Consider the following 19,393-nt stretch of genomic DNA (forward strand, 5'->3'; position numbering starts at 1 on the left):
AAAAAAACGCGCTGACCGTCGGGCGGCCGTCATTATTTTGTCTGATTCAATACCTGTAACAGCGCAGCAGTTTGTGCGTCCGGCGTGCCATCGAAACGGGACGGGCGGAAATGCATTTGAAAGGCTGCAATGACATGCCGTGTGGCGACGTCCAGTTCGCCAGTCTGTGGTGTTTCGTACCCCGCGCGTGCCAGCTGCGCCTGATACCAGGAGATGCTCGGTAGCTGCGTCTCGAATTGCATTTGCTGCCGGGCGACCGCCTGTTCGTTTGGCCAAATGCCAATGCCTTCGGCGGCGAGGCGTTTCCAGGGGAATAGCGGGCCGGGATCGAGTTTACGCAACGGCGCGATATCGCTATGGCCGACAATGCTGCGAGGGCTGATTTTGTAGCGCTGGCTGATGTCTTTGAGCAAGACAATCAACGACTGGACCTGCGCTTCTGTGTAGGGATACCAGAGGCGTCCGGTCGGAGTGTCCTTGAAACCCGGGTTGACGATTTCGATACCAAGGGAACTGGAGTTCATCCAGGTGCGGCCTTGCCATTGGCTTTCCCCGGCATGCCAGGCCCGCAGGTTTTCATCCATCAGTTTATAAATGGTCGCGTTTTTGTCGTCGCCGATCAGGTAGTGGGCGCTGACTTCGCCGTGGGTCAGTAATTGCACCGATCGCTCCATTGATGTGGAGGTGTAGTGCAGCACCACAAACTGAATGCGACTGTCGTGGTTGGCAGATGGATAACGGGTGTCGTAGCGGGGGCCACTGGCGCAGCCAGCCAGCACAACGAGCGATACGATAAGGGCAAGATATTTCATGGCGAAAGCACGCAAGACAGTAATGCAACAGTGTAACGTACTGCCTTGCATGCCGCGGGCAATCGCGATCATTTAAACAAAATGGAACAATTGGTCTTCAGCCCAGCTCCACCCGGTTGCGTCCGGCATTTTTTGCCCGATACAACGCCTGATCGGCTCTTTTGAGCACCAGATCGCTGTGTTCGCCGGGCTTGAAGGCGGCAAGCCCCATGGAAATCGTGATCGTGACCCGCTCGCCCTTGAAGTGGAACGGGCAAGCCTCGATCGATGCTCGCAGGTGTTCCAGCAGTTTCAGGCCGGCCGCCGGGACTGTCGACGGTAATAACAGAACAAACTCTTCTCCGCCAAAGCGGGCAATGAAGTCTGTCCCGCGCAGTCGCTTGCGCAGCACCGTGGCGATGATTTTCAGCACTTTGTCCCCCGCCAGGTGACCGTAGTTATCGTTGATGCGTTTGAAATGATCGAGGTCGAGCATCGCCAGCATCAGCGTATTGCCATGTTGCTGCCATTGGCCGATCTCGTGATCCAGGCGTTCGCTCCAGGCGGCGCGGTTGGGCAGGCCGGTGAGCGGGTCGATCAAGGCTTTCTGGCGCTGCTCTTCGAGGTGTTCGCGAAAACCTGAAGCTTCCTGCTCCATATGTGCCACCCGTTCGGCCAGGCTTTGCAGGCGAGCGGCCACTTCCTGCTCGCGTTCGTCGCGTTGCTTGCGATGCTCGTCCATGGTGCCGAGCAAGCCTTCGAGATGGTTTTCCAGAACGTGCTTCAGACCTTCCAGGTCTGCAGCTTCGTGCATGCTGGTTTGCAGGCCGCCGACCTGTTCGCGAATTTGCGTGTCCAGCGCATGCGCGGCCGTGCGGCTGTCGGCGTGATCGGCGCTGGCAGCTTGCAGGTTGCTCTGGAACGACTCGAGACGCTCGTTGAGGCGTTGCAGATAGGCTTCGAATTCATGCTGGCCGCTGTCCGAAATCGCTAGCATCAAGGTTGCCAGATCGTCGAGGATCGGCAGCAATTCGTACCAGTTCAGACCATTTTTCAAGCGATCACGCATCGACTCTGCTTGAGGCCGATGGCGTTCAGGTAACGTGAGATCGTCAAGCAAGCCGAGCAGGGTTTGCTCAATGTGTTTGGCCACCGAGCTGTAGGACGGCTCGGGAGAGTCCGGCAGCGCGTAAAACATATCGTGCCCGACCTGCCCGGAATCGCCTGTTGCCGCGCTTGGAGGCAACAACGCCGCCTCGGGTAAGGGAGCGGGGGTAAGTTCGTCCGGATTGGTTTGCAGCTCATTCCCGCTAGCGGGCTCGACCATGCCAGTAGGGGGTTGTTCAACGTACACGGCGCGATCAGCTTCGGGGGCATCGTGCGGTTCATTGAAGGATGGAACGAGCGGTGCGGCGACGTCGGGCTCTATCGCCACTGCAGGGGTCGGGCGTGGCGGGTGGGCGACGACTGTGGAGGCGTTGGCCGGCGGTTCCACAGGCATTGGTTCGGCCGTGAACAGGATTTCGCTGGTTGTTTCAGCCGTTGTGGCAACCGCAGGTACCGCCACGGTCACGGCCAGAGGCGCACTGGCGGCTGGGTCGGCTGTGGCCGTGACTTGTAGATCATCTGAGTCGCGGTGACCGAACAACCGCTGTAGCAGGCCTGGACGTTCGGGTTCTGGCAGGCTTTCCAGCTGACTCAGGGCCTTGCCTTGCAGACCGCTCAGTTCACTGAGCAGCAGTGGGATTTCGCGAGCCTGACTGACCCGGCTGTCCAGTTGCTTGGCAAAATTCTTGAGCGGGCGACTGACTTCTCGAGGCAGCGGTAATGTTTGCAGTTGAGTGACCAGCGCGTTCAACGCGGCGCTGGTCTGGTTGACCCGGGTTTCCCGGCGCTGTTCGGAGTCGAGTACGGCTTTTTCCAGGCGCGGGAGCAGGGCGGCCAGACCGGCGTCCATGTCGTCGGTGCGCACCACCTCGCGCATTTCCTTCATGCACTGGTCAACGGCGCGATCGGTGCCTTCTGCGGCCAGGGTGCTGCGCACCAGCCCGCGACGCAACAAATCGAGCCGGGCGTCCCAGCGGCGTTCGAGCTTTTCCTGGTGTTCGATGCTTTTGAGGTACTTCTCTTTCCAGCGCTGTGTTTCGTCGCTCATTCAGGGGTTCCGCGAAGGGCAGGACTCAACGCGGGCAATGCATCAGCCGTGAGCGAACCCGGCAGACGAATCTCTACCGCGACCGGCAGGTGATCGGAAATGGGTTGGGCCAGCACCTCGACCTTTTCGAGGGTCAGGGACGGGCTCAGCAGAATATGGTCCAGGCAGCGCTGCGGACGCCAGCTGGGGAATGTCGCTTCGAGTTGAGGGGCGAGCAGGCCAAGGTCGCGCAACGGCGAGTGTTGCAGCAGGTCGCTGGCATGGGTGTTCATGTCACCCATCAGCACCTGATGTTTGTAACCGCCGATCAATTCGCGGATGTAGGCCAGTTGCATGCTTCGGGCGCGTGCACCCAATGCCAGGTGCATCATGACCACCACCAGCGCTTCCGGTCCTTCGCCGAAACGCACCAGAATCGCTCCGCGACCCTTGGGCCCCGGCAGCGGATGATCCTCGATCGCCCACGGGCGCAGGCGGCTGAGCACGCCATTGCTGTGCTGGCCGAGGCGTCCGAGATTGCGATTGAGTTGTTGATACCAGTAGGGGAAGGCGCCGAGCTGGGCCAGGTGTTCGACTTGATTGACGTAGCCTGAGCGCAGGCTGCCACCGTCGGCTTCCTGCAAGGCGACCAGATCGAAGTCGCCCAGCAGATTGCCGATTTTTTGCAGGTTATCGGCCCGCCCGGTATGGGGCAGCAAATGCTGCCAACCACGGGTCAGGTAATGCCGATAGCGCTCGGTACTGATGCCGACCTGAATATTGAAACTGAGCAAGCGCAGACGACTGTCTGCGGGCAGGCCCGTGGATTCCAGATGATGTTCGTTGACCCGCGGATCATGCAGGCCAACGACGCGTTCAGTACCCCAGCGGCGCATGGCGGGTACTGCCCTTAGTTGGCGGCAGCCTTGGTAGCCGCTCGCTCTTTGTCGATCAGTTTGTCGGCCAGTTGCAGCGCTTGTTCGGCACCGCCGGCGGAGCCCACATCGAAGCGGTACTTGCCGTTCACGACCAGGGTTGGAACGCCGGTGATTTCATACTTCTTGGCCAATTCACGGGCTTGAACAACCTGACCCTTGATCGCGAAGGAGTCGAAGGTGGCCAGGAATTTTTCCTTGTCTACGCCTTGCGTAGCCAGGAAGTCGGCCATGTCATTCTTGTCGGTCAGCTTCATTTTCTTGTTCTGGATTGCGTCGAACACCGCGGCATGGACCTTATGCTCGACACCCATGGATTCGAGGGTCAGGAACATCTGGCCATGAGCGTCCCAAGGACCGCCGAACATCGCTGGAATACGCTTGAAGTTCACGTCCGATGGCAGTTTTTCAGCCCATGGATTGATGGTCGGTTCAAAGTGATAGCAGTGAGGGCAGCCATACCAGAACAGTTCCACCACTTCGATTTTGCCAGGCACGGCTACCGGAACCGGATTGCTCAGTTCTACGTAAGGGGCGGCTGGGGCTTCGGCGGCCTGGGCAGTCATGCCGAACAGGCTGGCAGCGGCAAAAACGGCGCTGATAATCAGATTACGCATGCTTTACTCCTGGACAAATTTTATCGCCTCGCGCGACCTGTTTTTCAGACAGATCCTGGCGGGCCTGAGTTCTGTAGTGTAACGGCAGCGGCCACAAAAAAGGGCGGCCAAAGCCACCCTTTTTATACTTGCTGCGACGGATTAATCGAGCGTTAACGTTGCAAGAGACGTACGCCTTGCGCAACGCTCGATTCGCCGGCCTTAGTGCAGGCCCTGAATGTAGCTGGACACTGCGGCGATGTCTTCGTCGCTCAGCTTTTTGGCAATGCTTTGCATTGGTTTGGTGTCGCCATCGTTGGTGCGTCCACCGTCTTCCTTGCGGAAATCGGTCAATTGCTTGGCGATGTATTGAGCGTGCTGACCACCCAGGTGCGGGAAGCCGGCGGCTGCGTTGCCTGCGCCATTTGGCGAATGGCACCCGGTGCAGGATGGCAGGCCCTTGGCCAGATCGCCGCCGCGGAACAGATTCTCACCGCGCTTGACCAGTTTTTCATCGGCGGCGCCCACACTGCCTTTCTGGCTGGCGAAGTAGGCGGCCATGTCGGCCAGATCCTGATCGCTCATGTTGGTCAGCAGGCCGGTCATTTCCAGAACAGTGCGCTTGCCCGACTTGATGTCGTGCAACTGCTTGGTCAGGTAGCGCTCACCCTGGCCCGCCAGTTTCGGAAAGTTCGGCGCCATGCTGTTGCCATCCGGGCCATGGCAGGCCCCGCATACGGCGGCTTTTGCCTGGCCGGCTTTTGCATCGCCCGGCTGTACTGCCTCACCTGCAGCATTGGCCATGCCGGAGATGCCCACGGTCAACAGCAGACTCACGATCAATTTCTTCATCAGCTAATCCAACTACGGCTAAGGGTTAAGAGTTATGGACCGGGTTTACTCGCTCATCCACTGGATGATGGCTTGGTAATCCTCGGCACTGCAGTCCATGCACAAACCACGCGGCGGCATCGCCTTGAAACCCTGGGTCACGTGTTGCACCAGCGTCTCCATACCTTTCGCCAACCTCGGCGTCCAAGCTTCCTGATCGCCCTTGCGGGGCGCCATGGGTAGTTGGCCGGAATGACAGGCACCACAAACACGGTTGTACACAGCTTCCGGATCCTGTGTAGCCTGAGCGCTGTAAAGCGGTATCAGGACACCGGCAGCTAGCAGCCATTTCGTCATAAAACGACCTTTTCAGGGTTGAGAGCGTTCTGCGTTCTAATGCGCAATCAAGGTCTATCGCTCCCGTGAACTTCATCCTGCGTTGGGACAAAGCGCACACAAAATCTGCGGCATTATATACTGGCGTCACTGAAACGGAAGCGACACTGCTTGCCGCACCCATTCCTGGCGCCGCCCACATCGGAAATCCCATGCAACTCAAGAATCCCATCCTCGGTCTGTGCCAACAGTCCACCTTCATGCTCAGCGCCGCCAAAGTCGACCAATGTCCGGATGACGAGGGCTTCGAAGTCGCCTTCGCCGGGCGTTCCAACGCCGGCAAGTCGAGTGCACTCAACACCCTGACCCACGCCAGCCTGGCGCGTACCTCGAAAACTCCGGGGCGCACACAGCTGTTGAACTTCTTCAAGCTAGACGATGAACGCCGTCTGGTCGACCTGCCGGGCTACGGTTATGCAAAAGTACCGATCCCGCTCAAGCAACATTGGCAGCGTCACCTGGAAGCCTATCTGGGCGGTCGCGAGAGTTTGAAAGGTTTGATTCTGATGATGGACATCCGTCATCCAATGACCGATTTCGACCTGCTCATGCTCGACTGGGCCGTAGCCGCTGGCATGCCGATGCACATTTTGCTGACCAAAGCCGACAAGCTGACCTACGGCGCCGCCAAGAACACACTGCTGAAAGTGCAGTCGGAAATCCGCAAGGGCTGGGGTGATCTGGTGACTATCCAGCTGTTTTCGGCGCCAAAACGCCTGGGCCTGGAAGAGGCCTACACGGTATTGGCAGGCTGGATGGAGCTGGCCGACAAGGGTGCCGAGGCCGAGGCCCAGTAAGCGTCGAAAACTGCCTGTGGCGCGCTCAGGCAGTTTTCTACGGGCAAAAAAAACCCCGGACTTCTATGGGGAGGGGGAAGTTCCGGGGTTCAAGTTCTAGACCGCTAGGGCGGGGTCCAGATATCTGCCAACACTTAACACAACATAGGAGCATCGAAGGGCTTCACCAGCCATTCAGTAACTCTGAGTGGCATTTCTCCAGATTAGTTCAGATTTTTTTCAAATGCTTTGGAATAACCCCGAGCATTTTCCGGACTAAGCGCTCTTCGAACCGCCCGCCGCGGCACTATGCCGCAGCAGGCGTGGCTCTTTTTTCATTGGCTCAGTGCGCCTCATCCCAGTTATTGCCTACGCCGACTTCCACCAGCAGTGGAACATTGAGCTGCGCGGCACCACTCATGTGCTTACGAATGTCAGAGCTGACCTGATCGACCAGGTCTTCACGTACTTCAAGAACCAATTCATCGTGCACTTGCAGAATGACTTTGGCGTCGAGGCCGGACGAAGCCAGCCATTCGTCCACGGCCACCATGGCTTTCTTGATGATGTCCGCCGCCGTACCTTGCATCGGTGCGTTGATTGCCGTGCGTTCGGCGGCGGCGCGTTCCTGTGGTTTATTGGAGTTGATCTCGGGCAGGTACAAGCGTCGTCCGAAGAACGTCTCCACATAACCTTGCTCCGCCGCCTGAGCACGGGTGCGGTCCATGTATTGGCGAACTCCCGGGTAACGGGCGAAGTACGTATCGATGTACGCCTTGGCAGTCTTGGTATCGACGCCAATGTCTTTACCGAGTTTCTGCGCACCCATGCCGTAGATCAGGCCAAAGTTGATCGCCTTGGCGCTGCGACGCTGATCGGAGGTCACGTCAGCAAGCTCGACCTTGAAAACTTCGGCGGCAGTGGCGGTGTGCACGTCCAGATTGTGGCGGAAAGCGTTCATCAAGCCTTCGTCGCCCGAGAGGTGGGCCATGATCCGCAATTCGATCTGCGAATAGTCCGCCGCCAGCAATTTGTAGCCGGTCGGCGCCACGAACGCCTGGCGGATGCGCCGTCCTTCAGCGGTGCGCACCGGGATGTTCTGCAGGTTCGGATCGCTGGAAGACAAGCGCCCTGTAGACGCCACCGCCTGATGATACGAGGTGTGAATCCGCCCGGTACGAGGGTTGATCTGCTCCGGCAGGCGGTCGGTGTAGGTGCTTTTCAGCTTGCTCATGGAACGATATTCCATCAGCACTTTAGGCAACCGGTAATCGTCCTCGGCCAGTTTCGCCAGCACTTCTTCAGCGGTGGACGGCTGACCCTTGGCGGTTTTCTTCAGCACCGGCAGGCCGAGTTTTTCGTAGAGAATCACCCCCAGCTGCTTCGGCGAACCCAGGTTGAATTCTTCGCCGGCAATCTCAAAGGCTTCGCGCTCCAGCGCGACCATCTTGTCGCCCAGTTCGATGCTCTGCACGCCAAGCAGCGCAGCGTCGACGAACGCGCCTTGGCGTTCGATGCGCGCCAGCACCGGTACCAGCGGGATTTCGATGTCGGTCAGCACGCTGGCCAGGCTCGGGATCGCCGTGAGCTTCTCGAACAGCGCCTGATGCAGGCGCAACGTGATGTCGGCGTCTTCGGCGGCATACGGGCCGGCCTGTTCCAGAGCGATCTGGTCGAACGTCAGTTGTTTCGCGCCTTTGCCGGCAATGTCCTGGAAGCTCACGGTGGTGTGATCCAGGTACTTCAGGGCCAGGCTGTCCATGTCATGGCGGGTGGCCGTGGAATTGAGCACGTAGGACTCGAGCATGGTATCGAAGGCAATGCCGCGCACGGTGATGCCATTGGCCTGATCGCCGCCGATGGCGCAATTGGCCAGGATGTTCATGTCGAACTTGGCGTGCTGGCCGACCTTGAGTTTGTTCGGGTCTTCCAGAATCGGCTTGAGCGCACGCAGGACGGTATCGCGATCCAGTTGCTCGGGCACGCCGATGTAGGAGTGGGTCAGCGGGATGTAAGCCGCTTCGTTAGGCTGTACCGCGAACGACAGGCCAACCAGTTGCGCCTGTTGCGCATCGATACCGGTGGTTTCGGTGTCGAACGCGAACAATTTGGCATTGTTCAGTTTCTCCAGCCAGACATCGAAACGCGCCTGATCGAGGATGGTTTCATAAGCGGCTTCGGCGACGGGGGCCGGTGCTTCGACTTCGGGTGCGCTGAACAGATCAGCGACTGGCGCAGGTTCGGCGGCACTACTCAGTTCGAGTCGTTTGGCGTCGCGATCGAGGTCATTCAACCAGCTTTTGAATTCCAGCAGGGTATACAGCTCGTAGAGTTTGTCTGGATCTTCCGCGCCCATTTTCAGGTCATCAAGGCCGATGTCCAGCGGCACATCGACCTTGATGGTCGCCAGTTGATAGGACAGGAATGCCATCTCCTTGTGCTCTTCGAGCTTGGCCGGCAGGGTCTTGGCACCGCGAATCGGCAGGGTCGGCACGATGTCGAGCTGCGCGTAGAGCTCGGTCAGGCCACCGTTGACGCCGACCAGCAGGCCGGAAGCGGTCTTCGGACCGATGCCCGGAACGCCCGGAATGTTGTCGGACGAATCGCCCATGAGCGCCAGGTAATCGATGATCTGCTCGGGAGCGACGCCGAATTTCTCCTTCACGCCCTCCACGTCCATGCTGCTACCGGTCATGGTATTGACCAAGGTAATGTGGCCGTCGACCAGTTGCGCCATGTCCTTGTCGCCGGTGGAAATGATCACCGGGCGATCTGCCGCGGCGCTGCTGCGGGCCAGCGTGCCGATCACGTCATCGGCCTCGACGCCTTCGACGCACAACAGCGGGAAGCCCAGGGCGATCACGCTCTGGTGTAGCGGCTCGATCTGTACGCGCATGTCATCGGGCATGCTCGGGCGGTTGGCCTTGTACTCGGCGTACATGTCATCGCGAAAAGTCCCACCCTTGGCGTCGAACACCACGGCGAACGGACTGTCCGGGTACTGCTTGCGCAGGCTCTTGAGCATGTTCAACACGCCCTTGACCGCACCGGTCGGCAGGCCTTTGGACGTGGTCAGCGGTGGCAGCGCGTGAAAGGCGCGGTACAGGTAAGAAGAACCGTCCACCAGGACGAGGGGGGCTTGGCTCATGAGCAGGATCAACCTTTTCGGCGGGTCCGGCGCTAGAATAGCGGGACCGTTGACGACAAAGGGACAAGGTTATCATGCGCACACTAAATCGCCTGTTGCTGGCTGGCTTGTTTGCAATCACTCCATTGGCTGTTATGGCGGCGGACGATGCGCCATCGCCGGAACCGGATGTAACCATCCGCACGGAAGGCGACAACACGATCAAGGAATACCGCCAGAATGGCTTCCTGTATGCCATTCAGGTCACGCCGAAGGGCGGAAAACCGTACTTTCTGGTGCGCGCCGATGGATCGGACGGTAACTTTATCCGCTCGGATCAGCCCGATATGCTGATTCCGTCGTGGAAGATCTTCGAGTGGAAGTAGTTTCTTAATTTCAATTGGCGCCCACCAGCGCCCGTACTGGCAGCTTAAACATGTCTGTGTTCACCCCCCTGGCTCGGCCTGAGCTGGAAGCTTTTCTCGCCCCTTATGGCCTCGGCCGCCTGCTTGATTTCCAGGGGATTGCCGCCGGTAGCGAAAACACCAATTTTTTTATCAGCCTGGAGCAGGGCGAGTTTGTCCTGACCCTGGTCGAGCGTGGCCCGGTGCAAGAAATGCCGTTCTTCATCGAGCTGCTCGACGTGTTGCACCAAGCCGATCTGCCGGTGCCATACGCCATCCGCACCACGGACGGCGTGGCGTTGCGTGAGCTGGCTGGCAAGCCTGCATTGTTGCAACCGCGCCTGGCCGGCAAGCACATCAAGCAGGCCAACGCGCAACATTGCGCGCAAGTGGGCGAGTTGCTGGCGCATCTGCACCTGGCCACCCAAGCTGCAAACATGATCAAGCGCAAGACCGATCGTGGCCTGGACTGGATGCTGGAGGAGGGTACGCAATTCCTTTCGCACGTGAATGCCGAGCAAAAGGAACTGTTGCAGCGAGCGCTGGAAGAAATCACCCGGCAGAAAGAGAAAATTCTGGCGCTGCCTCGCGCCAACATCCACGCCGACCTGTTCCGCGACAACGCGATGTTCGAGGGCACGCACCTGACCGGGCTGATCGACTTCTACAACGCGTGTTCGGGGCCGATGCTCTACGACGTGGCGATTGCCTTGAACGACTGGTGTTCCGATGACGATGGTCTGATCGACGGAGCGCGAGCGCGAGCGCTGTTGGGCGCTTACGCCGCACTGCGTCCGTTCACGGCGGCCGAAGCCGAGTTGTGGCCGACCCTATTGCGGGTGGCGTGCGTGCGGTTCTGGTTGTCGCGCCTGATCGCGGCCGAATCATTCGCCGGGCAGGACGTGCTGATTCACGACCCGATGGAGTTTCAATTGCGCCTGGCACAGCGGCAGACGGTCAATACCCCGTTGCCTTTCGCTCTTTAAATTGTGGTGAGGGAGCTTGCTCCCGCTGGGTTGCGAAGCGACCCCTTCTTGGGGCCTGCTGCGCAGTCCAGCGGGAGCAAGCTCCCTCGCCACAGGGTTATTGCATTAATTAAAGCGACTCCAGGCACCCCGCCAAATCATTCCCCAACTTCTCCAGCACTTGCTCATAACCTTGAGCCGTCGCGGGTGTGTAACCGCCCAACGCATCCAGCTCCGCCAATTTCACCGGCAGGCCCGCTACCAGGGTTTCGGCCAGGCGCGGGCGCAGCGGCGGCTCGCTGAAGACGCAGGTCTTGCCGACTTCCTGCAACCGCGCACGCATCGCCGCTACGTGCTGGGCGCCGGGCTGTACTTCCGCGGCAACGCTGAATACGCCCGCGTGCTTAAGGCCGTAGGCGTCTTCGAAGTAGTCAAAAGCCTCGTGAAACACGAAGTAAGGTTTGCCTTCAATGCCTGCCAGGCGTTTCTTCAGCCGCACGTCGAGCGCATCCAGACGCTCATCGAACGCCTTGAGGTTGCTCTGATAGCGCGCAGCATTGGCAGGGTCGGCGGCACTCAGGTCAGCCGCCATTTTGGTGGCGATGACTCGGGCATTGATCGGCGACAGCCACAAGTGCGCGTCGAGGCTGCCCGGGCGATGATCATGATCATGTTCGTCAGCTTCTTCGGCGTGTGAGTGGTTATCTTCGGCGAAATGGCGGAGCTTCATCCCTGGCAAAACCTGAACGGAAACGCTAGGCAAAGTACGACCATTGAGTACTCGCGGCAGGAAACCTTCCATGTCCGGACCGATCCAGTACAGCAGATCGACCGACTGCACCTTCCGTACGTCGGAAGGGCGCAAGGCATAGTTATGCGGCGAGGCGCCTGGCGGCAGCAGCACTTCCGGAATCGCCACGCCGTCCTGCACGGCAGCGGCGATCAGTTGCAGCGGCTTGATGCTGGTGAGGACTTTAACCTCGGCTTGCGCTGAACCCATCAGCAGAAAACTGGCGATAAATGCGACAAAGATAGAAAAAATTCGGGACACGATGACCACTCAAAGAGGCGAGAACGGGTAACATAATAACGTCTCTCACAAACCTCGTCGCCGCTCATGCCTAAAACACCGATTGCCAGCCGTCCCCACGACCACTCTCATTGCGTGCATAGCGCTCTGTCTGAGGCCGATGCTTTGTGCGCACGTCAGGGCCTGCGCCTGACCGCGTTGCGGCGGCGGGTGCTGGAGCTGGTTTGGCAAAGCCACAAGCCATTGGGTGCCTATGACATCCTCGCGGTGCTCAGCGAACAAGATGGCCGCCGTGCCGCGCCGCCAACCGTGTACCGCGCACTGGATTTCCTGCTGGAAAACGGCCTCGTTCACCGCATCTCATCCCTCAACGCCTTCATCGGCTGCAATCATCCGGAGCACGCGCATCAGGGTCAGTTCCTGATCTGCCGTGAATGCCACGCCGCCATTGAGCTCGAACAGAAATCCATCAGTGACGCGATTATCGCCAGCGCCGAGGATGTCGGGTTCGTCGTTGAGGGCCAGACCGTCGAAGTGATCGGTCTCTGCTCGGGTTGCCAGGGGGCTTGATGAGCAACGCGCTGATCCGACTCGAACAGGTTGCCGTTACGTTTGCCGGGCAACCGGTGCTGGACAATATCGAGCTGAGCGTCGAGCCAGGCCAGATCGTCACCCTGATCGGTCCCAACGGCGCGGGCAAGACCACGCTGGTGCGTGCCGTGCTTGGCTTGTTGAAACCCGACAGCGGCAGCGTCTGGCGCAAGCCGAAACTGCGGGTGGGCTACATGCCGCAAAAACTCCATGTCGATCCGACCCTGCCGCTTTCCGTGCTGCGCTTCTTGCGCCTGGTGCCGGGTGTGGACCGCGCGATGGCCCTGGCCGCGCTCAAGGAAGTCGGCGCCGAACAGGTGATCGACAGCCCGGTGCAAAGTGTTTCCGGTGGTGAAATGCAGCGTGTCTTGCTGGCTCGCGCGCTGTTGCGTGAGCCGCAACTGCTGGTGCTCGACGAGCCGGTGCAAGGCGTCGACGTCGCTGGCCAGGCCGAGCTCTACAGCCTGATCACCCGTCTGCGTGACCGGCACGGCTGCGGTGTATTGATGGTTTCCCACGATCTGCATCTGGTCATGAGCACTACCGATCAGGTGGTGTGCCTCAATCGCCACGTCTGCTGCTCCGGCCACCCTGAACAGGTCAGTGGCGATCCGGCATTCGTCGAGCTTTTCGGCAAAAACGCACAGAGTCTGGCGATTTATCACCACCATCACGACCACGCCCACGATCTGCACGGTTCGGTCGTCAAGGCGCCCGGGTCGGGCCATAACCATGTTCACGGAGATAGCTGCAAGCATGGCTGATTTTCTGCTCTACGCCCTGCTTGCAGGTTTGGCTCTGGCTGTGGTCGCGGGTCCGTTGGGCTCCTTCGTGGTCTGGCGGCGCATGGCCTATTTCGGTGACACCTTGTCACACGCGGCGTTGCTGGGCGTTGCGCTGGGTTTCCTGCTGGATGTCAGCCCGACTGTCGCCGTGACCGTAGGCTGCTTGCTGTTGGCGGTGTTATTGGTGACCTTGCAACAGCGCCAGCCGCTGGCGTCCGACACACTTTTGGGAATTCTCGCACCGAGCACCCTCTCTTTGGGATTGGTGGTACTAAGCTTCATGCACGAAGTGCGGATCGACCTGATGGCCTATCTGTTCGGCGACTTGCTGGCGATCAGCCCGACCGATCTGGCCTGGATTCTCGGTGGCAGCGCGGCGGTGCTGGCTTTGCTGGTTACCTTGTGGCGGCCATTGCTGGCGATTACGGTGCATGAGGAGCTGGCAAGGGTCGAAGGTTTGCCCGTGGCAGGTTTACGCATGGCGCTGATGTTGCTGATCGCCGTGGTGATTGCCGTGGCGATGAAAATCGTCGGCGTATTGCTGATTACTTCGTTGCTGATCATTCCGGCGGCTGCGGCACAACGTCACGCCCGCTCTCCGGAACAGATGGCACTGGGCGCGAGCCTGTTGGGCATACTCGCCGTGTGTGGCGGGCTGGCGCTGTCCTGGTTCAAGGACACCCCGGCCGGTCCGTCGATTGTTGTGACGGCCGCCGCACTGTTTCTGCTGAGTTTTGTTCTGCCCCGTCGAGGGGTGTAGACTTGCTCGTTTTTTGCGCAAATAGAGAGTCGCAGGAATGAAGTCGTTCGCCGCCCGTTATCTGCTCCTTGTCGCATTTTCCTTGCTGCTGGGCGCCTGCCAAAGCACGCCACCGACGGCCACCGAGGTCCCGGATGCGCGGGCCACGGCCATTGCACAGCTTGAGCAAAGCCTGGCCAGCAGTGAGCTGGCCACGGCCGAAGGTCAATTGGCAGCCTTGCAGGCCGAGTCGCCCAATGATCAATCCCTTGAGCAATACCAACGGCAACTGGCCGAAGCCTACTTGCTACGTAGCCAGATCGTGCTGCAAAAGGGTGACGTAAATGCGGCCGCTACGGCCCTGGCCCGTGCCCGTGCATTGATGCCCAAGGCGCCAGCATTGACCGGTGGCGTCAACGGCCCTATCGCTGAGGCCCGCAAAGCGGAACTGGAAAAAGCCGAAGCAGCACTCAAAGCCGCGGAAGCCATGCCCAAAGCCAAAGTCATCGACCCGACGGCGGAAAGCACGACGGTGGCGCTAAACATCAACGACATGGGCAAACTGCGTCGTCAACTGGACGCCATCGCCGCCGATGTTGTGAATTACCAGTGCGATGTGAGCATTCAGGCGCCGCGTACCGATGATTACCCGTGGTTGGCAAACCTGCTGACCAAACGCGTGAAAAAGCTCGACCCGCAATTCGACCTGAAGCTGGAGCGGCAGATTCTGCGCAGCGTACCGGCGCAAATGGTACTTAGCCCTCGTAAATCTTGAAAAGCTTCGCGGGCAAGCCTCGCTCCCACAGAGTTTCGATGACCCTCTGTAGGAGCGAGGCTTGCCCGCGAAGGCGCCTTCTCAAACGAACCAGAACCTCAGGCCGGAATCGCCTTGGCCTTGGGCTCCCTGTCCCACACCCGATGCTGACCGATCGCAGCAAAAAACGCCTTGAACAGTTTGGCATCCGCCCCGACGATCAAACCCGCATCAGCCTCCAGCTTCAACACATCCAGCAACTGCTTCGCCTCACCGTGCAACGCAATCGCTTTCAGGTGCTTGTAAGCCTCCAGCACGTAATGCAGCGCCACGCCATCGGCACTCAGCGCCTTGATCGACGCTGCGCCGCCGGGCACAAACACCGCGTCGAATGCCACTGAAGGCAAACCTTCCATGGATGCATCCACTGGCAACGCCTTGCCGTCAGCGGTTTTTACCGGCGCCGAGGTCGGCCCCAGCAGCTTGGCGTGAGCGCCTTCAGCTTCCAGCGCTTTCTTCATGGCATCAATTGCGGCGCCGTCGACACCATCGGCAGCAAGGATCGCCACTTTGCGGGTTTTGATATCCCCGGGCAGCAAGTTGGCCTGGCTCAACGCAGGCGAGCGCTCCAGAGAGGTTTTCGGCACCTCCACCGTTCCAGCCGTCGGGGCCGGCAAGCCAAGGTTTTGCGCCACGCGCTTGGCCAGTTCCAGATCGATATTGGCCAGAATCTCGTTCACCTCACGGGCACGGATGAATTCCCGTTCGACCTTGCCCAGCTCAAAGCTGTACGCCGCAATGATGTGTTCCTGTTCGTGCTTGCTCATGCTGTGGAAAAACAGGCGTGCCTGGGAAAAATGGTCACTGAATGATTCGCTGCGCTGGCGAATCTTGTTGGCGTCGATGCGTTCCTGATAGCTCTCGAAGCCGCCATCCTGCGCGGCAGGCGGGGTTTCCTTCGGCCAGCCGCCGTCGATGGAATTCGGTTCGTAGGCTGCACGGCCCTTATCGATGGTGGTTCGATGCAGCGCATCCCGCTGACCGTTGTGGAACGGTGCTACCGGACGGTTGATGGGGATCTCATGAAAGTTCGGTCCGCCGAGTCGGCTGATCTGCGTGTCGGTGTAGGAAAACAACCGGCCTTGCAGCAGTGGGTCGTTGGAAAAGTCGATGCCCGGCACGATATGCCCCGGGCAGAACGCAACCTGTTCGACTTCTGCGAAGAAATTGTCCGGGTTGCGGTTAAGCACCATCTTGCCCAGCGGCGTGATCGGCACGATTTCTTCGGGAATGATCTTGGTCGGGTCGAGAATGTCGAAGTCGAAGTCGTGCTCGTTTTCTTCCTCTACCACTTGCACGCCCAGTTCCCATTCCGGGTAGTCGCCCATCTCGATGGCTTCCCAGAGATCCCGACGGTGGTAGTCGGTATCTTTACCGGCGAGTTTCTGCGCTTCATCCCATACCAGCGAGCAGGTACCGGCGGTGGGGCGCCAGTGGAATTTGACGAAGCGCGATTTTCCTTCGGCATTGATGAAACGGAAGGTATGGACACCGAAGCCCTGCATGCTGCGCAGACTTTTCGGAATCGCCCGATCGGACATCGCCCACATCACCATGTGCGCCGATTCCGGTTGCAGCGAAACGAAGTCCCAGAACGTGTCATGGGCTGAGCCGCCCGTAGGGATTTCGTTGTGCGGCTCGGGTTTCACCGCGTGTACGAAATCGGGAAACTTGATGGCGTCCTGGATGAAAAACACCGGCATGTTATTGCCCACCAGGTCGTAGTTGCCTTCGTCGGTGAAGAACTTCACCGCGAAACCTCGTACGTCGCGAACCGTATCGCCTGACCCGCGTGGGCCTTGTACCGTGGAAAAACGCACGAATACCGGGGTCTGCTTGCCGGGATCCTGCAAAAATCCGGCTTTGGTCAGTACGCTATGGTTTTCGTAGGACTGAAAGTAGCCATGGGCGCCGGTGCCGCGAGCGTGAACGATGCGCTCGGGTATGCGCTCATGGTCAAAGTGCGTGATTTTCTCACGCATGATGAAGTCTTCCAGCAAGGAAGGTCCGCGGGCGCCGACCTTCAGGGTGTTCTGATTGTCCGCGACTTTCACGCCTTGATTGGTGCGCAAGGCCTGGCCGGTGGCGTCAGAGCGGAAGTTTTCCAGGCTGTCGAGTTTGGCATTGCTGTTGTTGCGGTCCAGGGTATCAGTCCCGGCCATCGCGCTCTTGGTCGCGGCAGGCTTCTTGGTACTCATCAGGCATATCTCCTCGGGGTATTTTCGAGTTGCCTAAGTAGTGACTGACGGGGTTTTTAGCCGTTCCTTTTATCTGACCTTTGATCGCGTTATTGCCAAATGGCTGGATGAATGCGAAATAAATGCTAAGAACCTCTATACGGACAGGCTAAAATGCGCGCCCGGCTAACCGCTGACCCTTTTCCAACGCGCCCCACAAGGTTCGCTACGTGATCGAGTTTCAAAACGTCCATAAAACCTACCGCGTCGCCGGTAAGGATATCCCCGCCCTGCATCCGACCAGTCTGACGATTGAGAACGGTCAGGTTTTCGGCCTGATCGGCCATTCCGGTGCGGGAAAAAGTACCCTGCTGCGTCTGATCAATCGCCTGGAAAGCGCCAGTGGCGGCAAGATCTTTGTCGACGGCGAAGAAGTCACCGCGCTGGACGCCAATGGCCTGCGCCGTTTCCGACAGCAAGTCGGGATGATTTTCCAGCACTTCAACCTGCTGGCATCCAAGACCGTGGCCGACAACGTCGCCATGCCGCTGACGCTGGCCGGTGAACTGTCGCGTAGCGAAATCGACCGGCGAGTGGCTGAGTTGCTGGCGCGGGTTGGTCTGTCCGACCACGCCAAAAAGTACCCGGCGCAATTGTCTGGCGGCCAGAAGCAGCGTGTCGGCATTGCCCGCGCCCTGGCGACCAAGCCCAAAATCCTGCTGTGCGATGAAGCCACCAGCGCCCTCGACCCGCAGACCACGGCGTCGGTCCTGCAATTGCTGGCCGAGATCAATCGCGAACTGAAACTGACCATCGTCCTGATCACCCATGAGATGGACGTGATCCGCCGGGTCTGCGACCAGGTTGGCGTGATGGACGCAGGCGTGATCGTCGAGCAGGGCTCGGTGGCCGATGTGTTCCTGCATCCCAAGCATCCGACCACCAAGCGCTTCGTACAGGAAGACGAGCACATCGATGAAAGCGAGCAACGTGACGACTTCGCTCACGTGCCGGGCCGCATCGTGCGTCTGACCTTCCAGGGCGAAGCGACCTACGCGCCGCTACTGGGTACCGTCGCCCGCGAAACGGGTGTGGACTACAGCATCCTCGCCGGTCGCATCGACCGCATCAAAGACATCCCTTACGGGCAACTGACCCTGGCCGTGACCGGTGGTGACATGGAAGCGGCCTTCGCCCGCTTCACCGCCGCCGACGTCCACATGGAGGTGCTGCGCTAATGGAAGCCCTGACAAGTTTCTTCGCCAATATCGACTGGTTCGAAATCTGGCTGGCCACCGGTGACACCCTGCTGATGCTCGGCGGTTCGTTGTTGTTCACCGTACTGCTCGGCCTGCCACTGGGCGTATTGCTGTTCCTCTGCAGCCCGCGCCAGTTGCTCGAAGCCAAAGGCGTGTACGCCATGCTGTCGCTGGTGGTGAACATCCTGCGTTCGCTGCCGTTCATTATTCTGTTGATCGTCATGATTCCGTTCACGGTGCTGATCACCGGCACCTCGCTCGGGGTTGCCGGCGCGATCCCGCCGCTGGTGGTGGGCGCCACGCCGTTCTTCGCGCGACTGGTGGAAACCGCCCTGCGTGAAGTGGATCGCGGCATCATCGAAGCAACACAGGCCATGGGCGCGACCACGCGGCAGATCATCACCAACGCCTTGCTGCCGGAAGCCCGCCCAGGCATCTACGCCGCTATTACGGTGACAGCCATTACACTGGTGTCCTACACGGCCATGGCCGGTGTGGTCGGTGCCGGTGGTTTGGGCGACCTGGCGATCCGCTTCGGTTACCAGCGTTTCCAGACTGACGTGATGGTCGTCACCGTGGTGTTGCTGCTGGTACTGGTGCAAATACTGCAAACCGTCGGCGACAAACTGGTCGTCCACTTTTCCCGTAAGTAAGACATGAGCCGGCCATTCGCTGGCAGGCGCCAAACGGGCGCCTCACATGGAGTTAGCTGAATGAAAAAACTACTCGTCGCCTTCGCTGCCGTTGCCGCGTTTTCCGCCCACGCTGCCGACACCCTGACGGTCGCCGCAACGCCAGTCCCGCACGCGGAAATCCTCGAATTCGTTAAACCGGCCCTGGCCAAAGAAGGCGTCGACCTCAAGGTCAAAGTCTTCACCGACTACATCCAGCCAAACGTACAGGTTGCGGAAAAACGCCTGGACGCCAACTTCTTCCAGCACCAGCCGTACCTCGATGAATTCAACAAGGCCAAGGGCACCCACCTGGTGTCGGTCGCCGGCGTGCACCTGGAGCCGCTGGGCGTTTACTCCAGCAAGTACAAA

General features: G+C 59.5%; 19 protein-coding genes. 10 read left to right on the forward strand and 9 right to left on the reverse strand.

Annotation, left to right across the window (positions count from 1 at the left end; genetic code table 11):
- Nucleotides 1-32 precede the first annotated feature (32 nt).
- The 6 genes from D8U69_RS21050 to D8U69_RS21080 all read right to left on the reverse strand — a co-directional run bounded on the left by D8U69_RS21050 (nucleotide 33) and on the right by D8U69_RS21080 (nucleotide 5,644).
- The gene (locus tag D8U69_RS21050) at nucleotides 33-812 is read right to left on the reverse strand and encodes an N-acetylmuramoyl-L-alanine amidase (protein ID WP_130908055.1); all 780 of its coding nucleotides are present in this window, start codon (nucleotides 810-812) and stop codon (nucleotides 33-35) included.
- Nucleotides 813-909: 97 nt separating this feature from the next.
- The gene (locus D8U69_RS21055) at nucleotides 910-2,946 is read right to left on the reverse strand and encodes a GGDEF domain-containing protein (RefSeq protein ID WP_130908056.1); all 2,037 of its coding nucleotides are present in this window, start codon (nucleotides 2,944-2,946) and stop codon (nucleotides 910-912) included.
- Nucleotides 2,943-3,821 (reverse strand): endonuclease/exonuclease/phosphatase family protein, encoded by an 879-nt coding sequence (locus D8U69_RS21060; RefSeq protein WP_056854214.1) that lies wholly within the window; start codon nucleotides 3,819-3,821, stop codon nucleotides 2,943-2,945. Before D8U69_RS21060 ends, D8U69_RS21055 begins: the two co-directional genes overlap by 4 nt.
- Nucleotides 3,822-3,835: 14 nt before the next feature.
- Nucleotides 3,836-4,477, reverse strand: coding sequence for a thiol:disulfide interchange protein DsbA (dsbA, locus tag D8U69_RS21065; protein WP_056854213.1), 642 nt, complete (start codon nucleotides 4,475-4,477; stop codon nucleotides 3,836-3,838).
- Between the two features lie 201 nt (nucleotides 4,478-4,678).
- Nucleotides 4,679-5,308, reverse strand: a complete 630-nt coding sequence (locus D8U69_RS21075) for a c-type cytochrome (RefSeq protein ID WP_056854212.1) — start codon at nucleotides 5,306-5,308, stop codon at nucleotides 4,679-4,681.
- A gap of 45 nt (nucleotides 5,309-5,353) precedes the next feature.
- Nucleotides 5,354-5,644: a c-type cytochrome gene (locus D8U69_RS21080; RefSeq protein ID WP_046818664.1), complete on the reverse strand. Its 291-nt coding sequence runs from the start codon at nucleotides 5,642-5,644 to the stop codon at nucleotides 5,354-5,356.
- Nucleotides 5,645-5,835: 191 nt separating this feature from the next.
- On the opposite strand from D8U69_RS21080, the gene yihA reads away from it, so the two are divergent.
- Entirely contained in the window at nucleotides 5,836-6,480 is a 645-nt protein-coding gene (gene yihA, locus D8U69_RS21085; RefSeq protein WP_056854211.1) for a ribosome biogenesis GTP-binding protein YihA/YsxC, read from the forward strand.
- 322 nt (nucleotides 6,481-6,802) lie between these two features.
- Here yihA and polA read toward each other — a convergent pair whose 3' ends face one another.
- Nucleotides 6,803-9,607, reverse strand: a complete 2,805-nt coding sequence (gene polA, locus D8U69_RS21090) for a DNA polymerase I (protein ID WP_130908057.1) — start codon at nucleotides 9,605-9,607, stop codon at nucleotides 6,803-6,805.
- 74 nt (nucleotides 9,608-9,681) lie between these two features.
- On the opposite strand from polA, the gene D8U69_RS21095 reads away from it, so the two are divergent.
- Both D8U69_RS21095 and D8U69_RS21100 read left to right on the forward strand, forming a co-directional pair.
- Nucleotides 9,682-9,972: a DUF2782 domain-containing protein gene (locus tag D8U69_RS21095; protein ID WP_015092908.1), complete on the forward strand. Its 291-nt coding sequence runs from the start codon at nucleotides 9,682-9,684 to the stop codon at nucleotides 9,970-9,972.
- Between the two features lie 50 nt (nucleotides 9,973-10,022).
- Nucleotides 10,023-10,976, forward strand: coding sequence for a homoserine kinase (locus tag D8U69_RS21100; RefSeq protein WP_056854209.1), 954 nt, complete (start codon nucleotides 10,023-10,025; stop codon nucleotides 10,974-10,976).
- A 109-nt stretch (nucleotides 10,977-11,085) separates the two neighbouring features.
- Here D8U69_RS21100 and D8U69_RS21105 read toward each other — a convergent pair whose 3' ends face one another.
- Nucleotides 11,086-12,006 (reverse strand): zinc ABC transporter substrate-binding protein, encoded by a 921-nt coding sequence (locus D8U69_RS21105; protein WP_130908058.1) that lies wholly within the window; start codon nucleotides 12,004-12,006, stop codon nucleotides 11,086-11,088.
- Between the two features lie 66 nt (nucleotides 12,007-12,072).
- Here D8U69_RS21105 and zur point away from each other — a divergent pair, with 66 nt between their 5' ends.
- Genes zur through D8U69_RS21125 form a run of 4 tightly spaced genes read left to right on the forward strand, consistent with a single transcriptional unit; the run spans nucleotide 12,073 to nucleotide 14,875 of the window.
- Nucleotides 12,073-12,555: a zinc uptake transcriptional repressor Zur gene (zur, locus tag D8U69_RS21110; protein ID WP_056854207.1), complete on the forward strand. Its 483-nt coding sequence runs from the start codon at nucleotides 12,073-12,075 to the stop codon at nucleotides 12,553-12,555.
- The gene (gene znuC, locus D8U69_RS21115) at nucleotides 12,555-13,340 is read left to right on the forward strand and encodes a zinc ABC transporter ATP-binding protein ZnuC (protein WP_056854206.1); all 786 of its coding nucleotides are present in this window, start codon (nucleotides 12,555-12,557) and stop codon (nucleotides 13,338-13,340) included. Before zur ends, znuC begins: the two co-directional genes overlap by 1 nt.
- Nucleotides 13,333-14,121 carry a zinc ABC transporter permease subunit ZnuB gene (gene znuB / locus D8U69_RS21120; RefSeq protein WP_056854205.1) on the forward strand — a complete coding sequence of 263 codons (789 nt, stop codon included), beginning with the start codon at nucleotides 13,333-13,335 and terminating at the stop codon, nucleotides 14,119-14,121. The genes znuC and znuB overlap by 8 nt, the downstream gene beginning before the upstream one ends.
- 37 nt (nucleotides 14,122-14,158) lie before the next feature.
- Nucleotides 14,159-14,875 carry a PA5502 family lipoprotein gene (locus D8U69_RS21125; protein ID WP_056854204.1) on the forward strand — a complete coding sequence of 239 codons (717 nt, stop codon included), beginning with the start codon at nucleotides 14,159-14,161 and terminating at the stop codon, nucleotides 14,873-14,875.
- A 98-nt stretch (nucleotides 14,876-14,973) separates the two neighbouring features.
- Here the strand turns inward: D8U69_RS21125 and katE are convergent, their stop codons facing one another.
- Nucleotides 14,974-17,112 carry a catalase HPII gene (gene katE / locus D8U69_RS21130; protein ID WP_056854203.1) on the reverse strand — a complete coding sequence of 713 codons (2,139 nt, stop codon included), beginning with the start codon at nucleotides 17,110-17,112 and terminating at the stop codon, nucleotides 14,974-14,976.
- 209 nt (nucleotides 17,113-17,321) lie between these two features.
- Here katE and D8U69_RS21135 point away from each other — a divergent pair, with 209 nt between their 5' ends.
- From D8U69_RS21135 to D8U69_RS21145, 3 genes are all read left to right on the forward strand, one after another.
- Entirely contained in the window at nucleotides 17,322-18,329 is a 1,008-nt protein-coding gene (locus tag D8U69_RS21135; RefSeq protein WP_130903782.1) for a methionine ABC transporter ATP-binding protein, read from the forward strand.
- Complete coding sequence (locus D8U69_RS21140; protein WP_056854201.1) at nucleotides 18,329-19,003, forward strand: methionine ABC transporter permease; 675 nt, start codon at nucleotides 18,329-18,331, stop codon at nucleotides 19,001-19,003. The genes D8U69_RS21135 and D8U69_RS21140 overlap by 1 nt, the downstream gene beginning before the upstream one ends.
- Before the next feature lie 60 nt (nucleotides 19,004-19,063).
- Nucleotides 19,064-19,393: MetQ/NlpA family ABC transporter substrate-binding protein (locus D8U69_RS21145; RefSeq protein WP_241668680.1), on the forward strand; the 330-nt coding region annotated here is incomplete at its 3' end.

This window comes from Pseudomonas sp. Sample_16 (assembly GCF_004307665.1).
GTDB lineage: Bacteria > Pseudomonadota > Gammaproteobacteria > Pseudomonadales > Pseudomonadaceae > Aquipseudomonas.

Coding starts and splice junctions, on each gene's coding strand:
- D8U69_RS21125 (WP_056854204.1), top strand. CDS start 14,159: ATGAAGTCGTTCGCCGCCCGTTATCTGCTCCTTGTCGCATTTTCCTTG.
- polA (WP_130908057.1), bottom strand. CDS start 9,607: ATGAGCCAAGCCCCCCTCGTCCTGGTGGACGGTTCTTCTTACCTGTAC.
- yihA (WP_056854211.1), top strand. CDS start 5,836: ATGCAACTCAAGAATCCCATCCTCGGTCTGTGCCAACAGTCCACCTTC.
- dsbA (WP_056854213.1), bottom strand. CDS start 4,477: ATGCGTAATCTGATTATCAGCGCCGTTTTTGCCGCTGCCAGCCTGTTC.
- D8U69_RS21140 (WP_056854201.1), top strand. CDS start 18,329: ATGGAAGCCCTGACAAGTTTCTTCGCCAATATCGACTGGTTCGAAATC.
- D8U69_RS21050 (WP_130908055.1), bottom strand. CDS start 812: ATGAAATATCTTGCCCTTATCGTATCGCTCGTTGTGCTGGCTGGCTGC.
- D8U69_RS21080 (WP_046818664.1), bottom strand. CDS start 5,644: ATGACGAAATGGCTGCTAGCTGCCGGTGTCCTGATACCGCTTTACAGC.
- D8U69_RS21095 (WP_015092908.1), top strand. CDS start 9,682: ATGCGCACACTAAATCGCCTGTTGCTGGCTGGCTTGTTTGCAATCACT.
- D8U69_RS21055 (WP_130908056.1), bottom strand. CDS start 2,946: ATGAGCGACGAAACACAGCGCTGGAAAGAGAAGTACCTCAAAAGCATC.
- katE (WP_056854203.1), bottom strand. CDS start 17,112: ATGAGTACCAAGAAGCCTGCCGCGACCAAGAGCGCGATGGCCGGGACT.
- zur (WP_056854207.1), top strand. CDS start 12,073: ATGCCTAAAACACCGATTGCCAGCCGTCCCCACGACCACTCTCATTGC.
- D8U69_RS21075 (WP_056854212.1), bottom strand. CDS start 5,308: ATGAAGAAATTGATCGTGAGTCTGCTGTTGACCGTGGGCATCTCCGGC.
- znuC (WP_056854206.1), top strand. CDS start 12,555: ATGAGCAACGCGCTGATCCGACTCGAACAGGTTGCCGTTACGTTTGCC.
- D8U69_RS21100 (WP_056854209.1), top strand. CDS start 10,023: ATGTCTGTGTTCACCCCCCTGGCTCGGCCTGAGCTGGAAGCTTTTCTC.
- znuB (WP_056854205.1), top strand. CDS start 13,333: ATGGCTGATTTTCTGCTCTACGCCCTGCTTGCAGGTTTGGCTCTGGCT.
- D8U69_RS21060 (WP_056854214.1), bottom strand. CDS start 3,821: ATGCGCCGCTGGGGTACTGAACGCGTCGTTGGCCTGCATGATCCGCGG.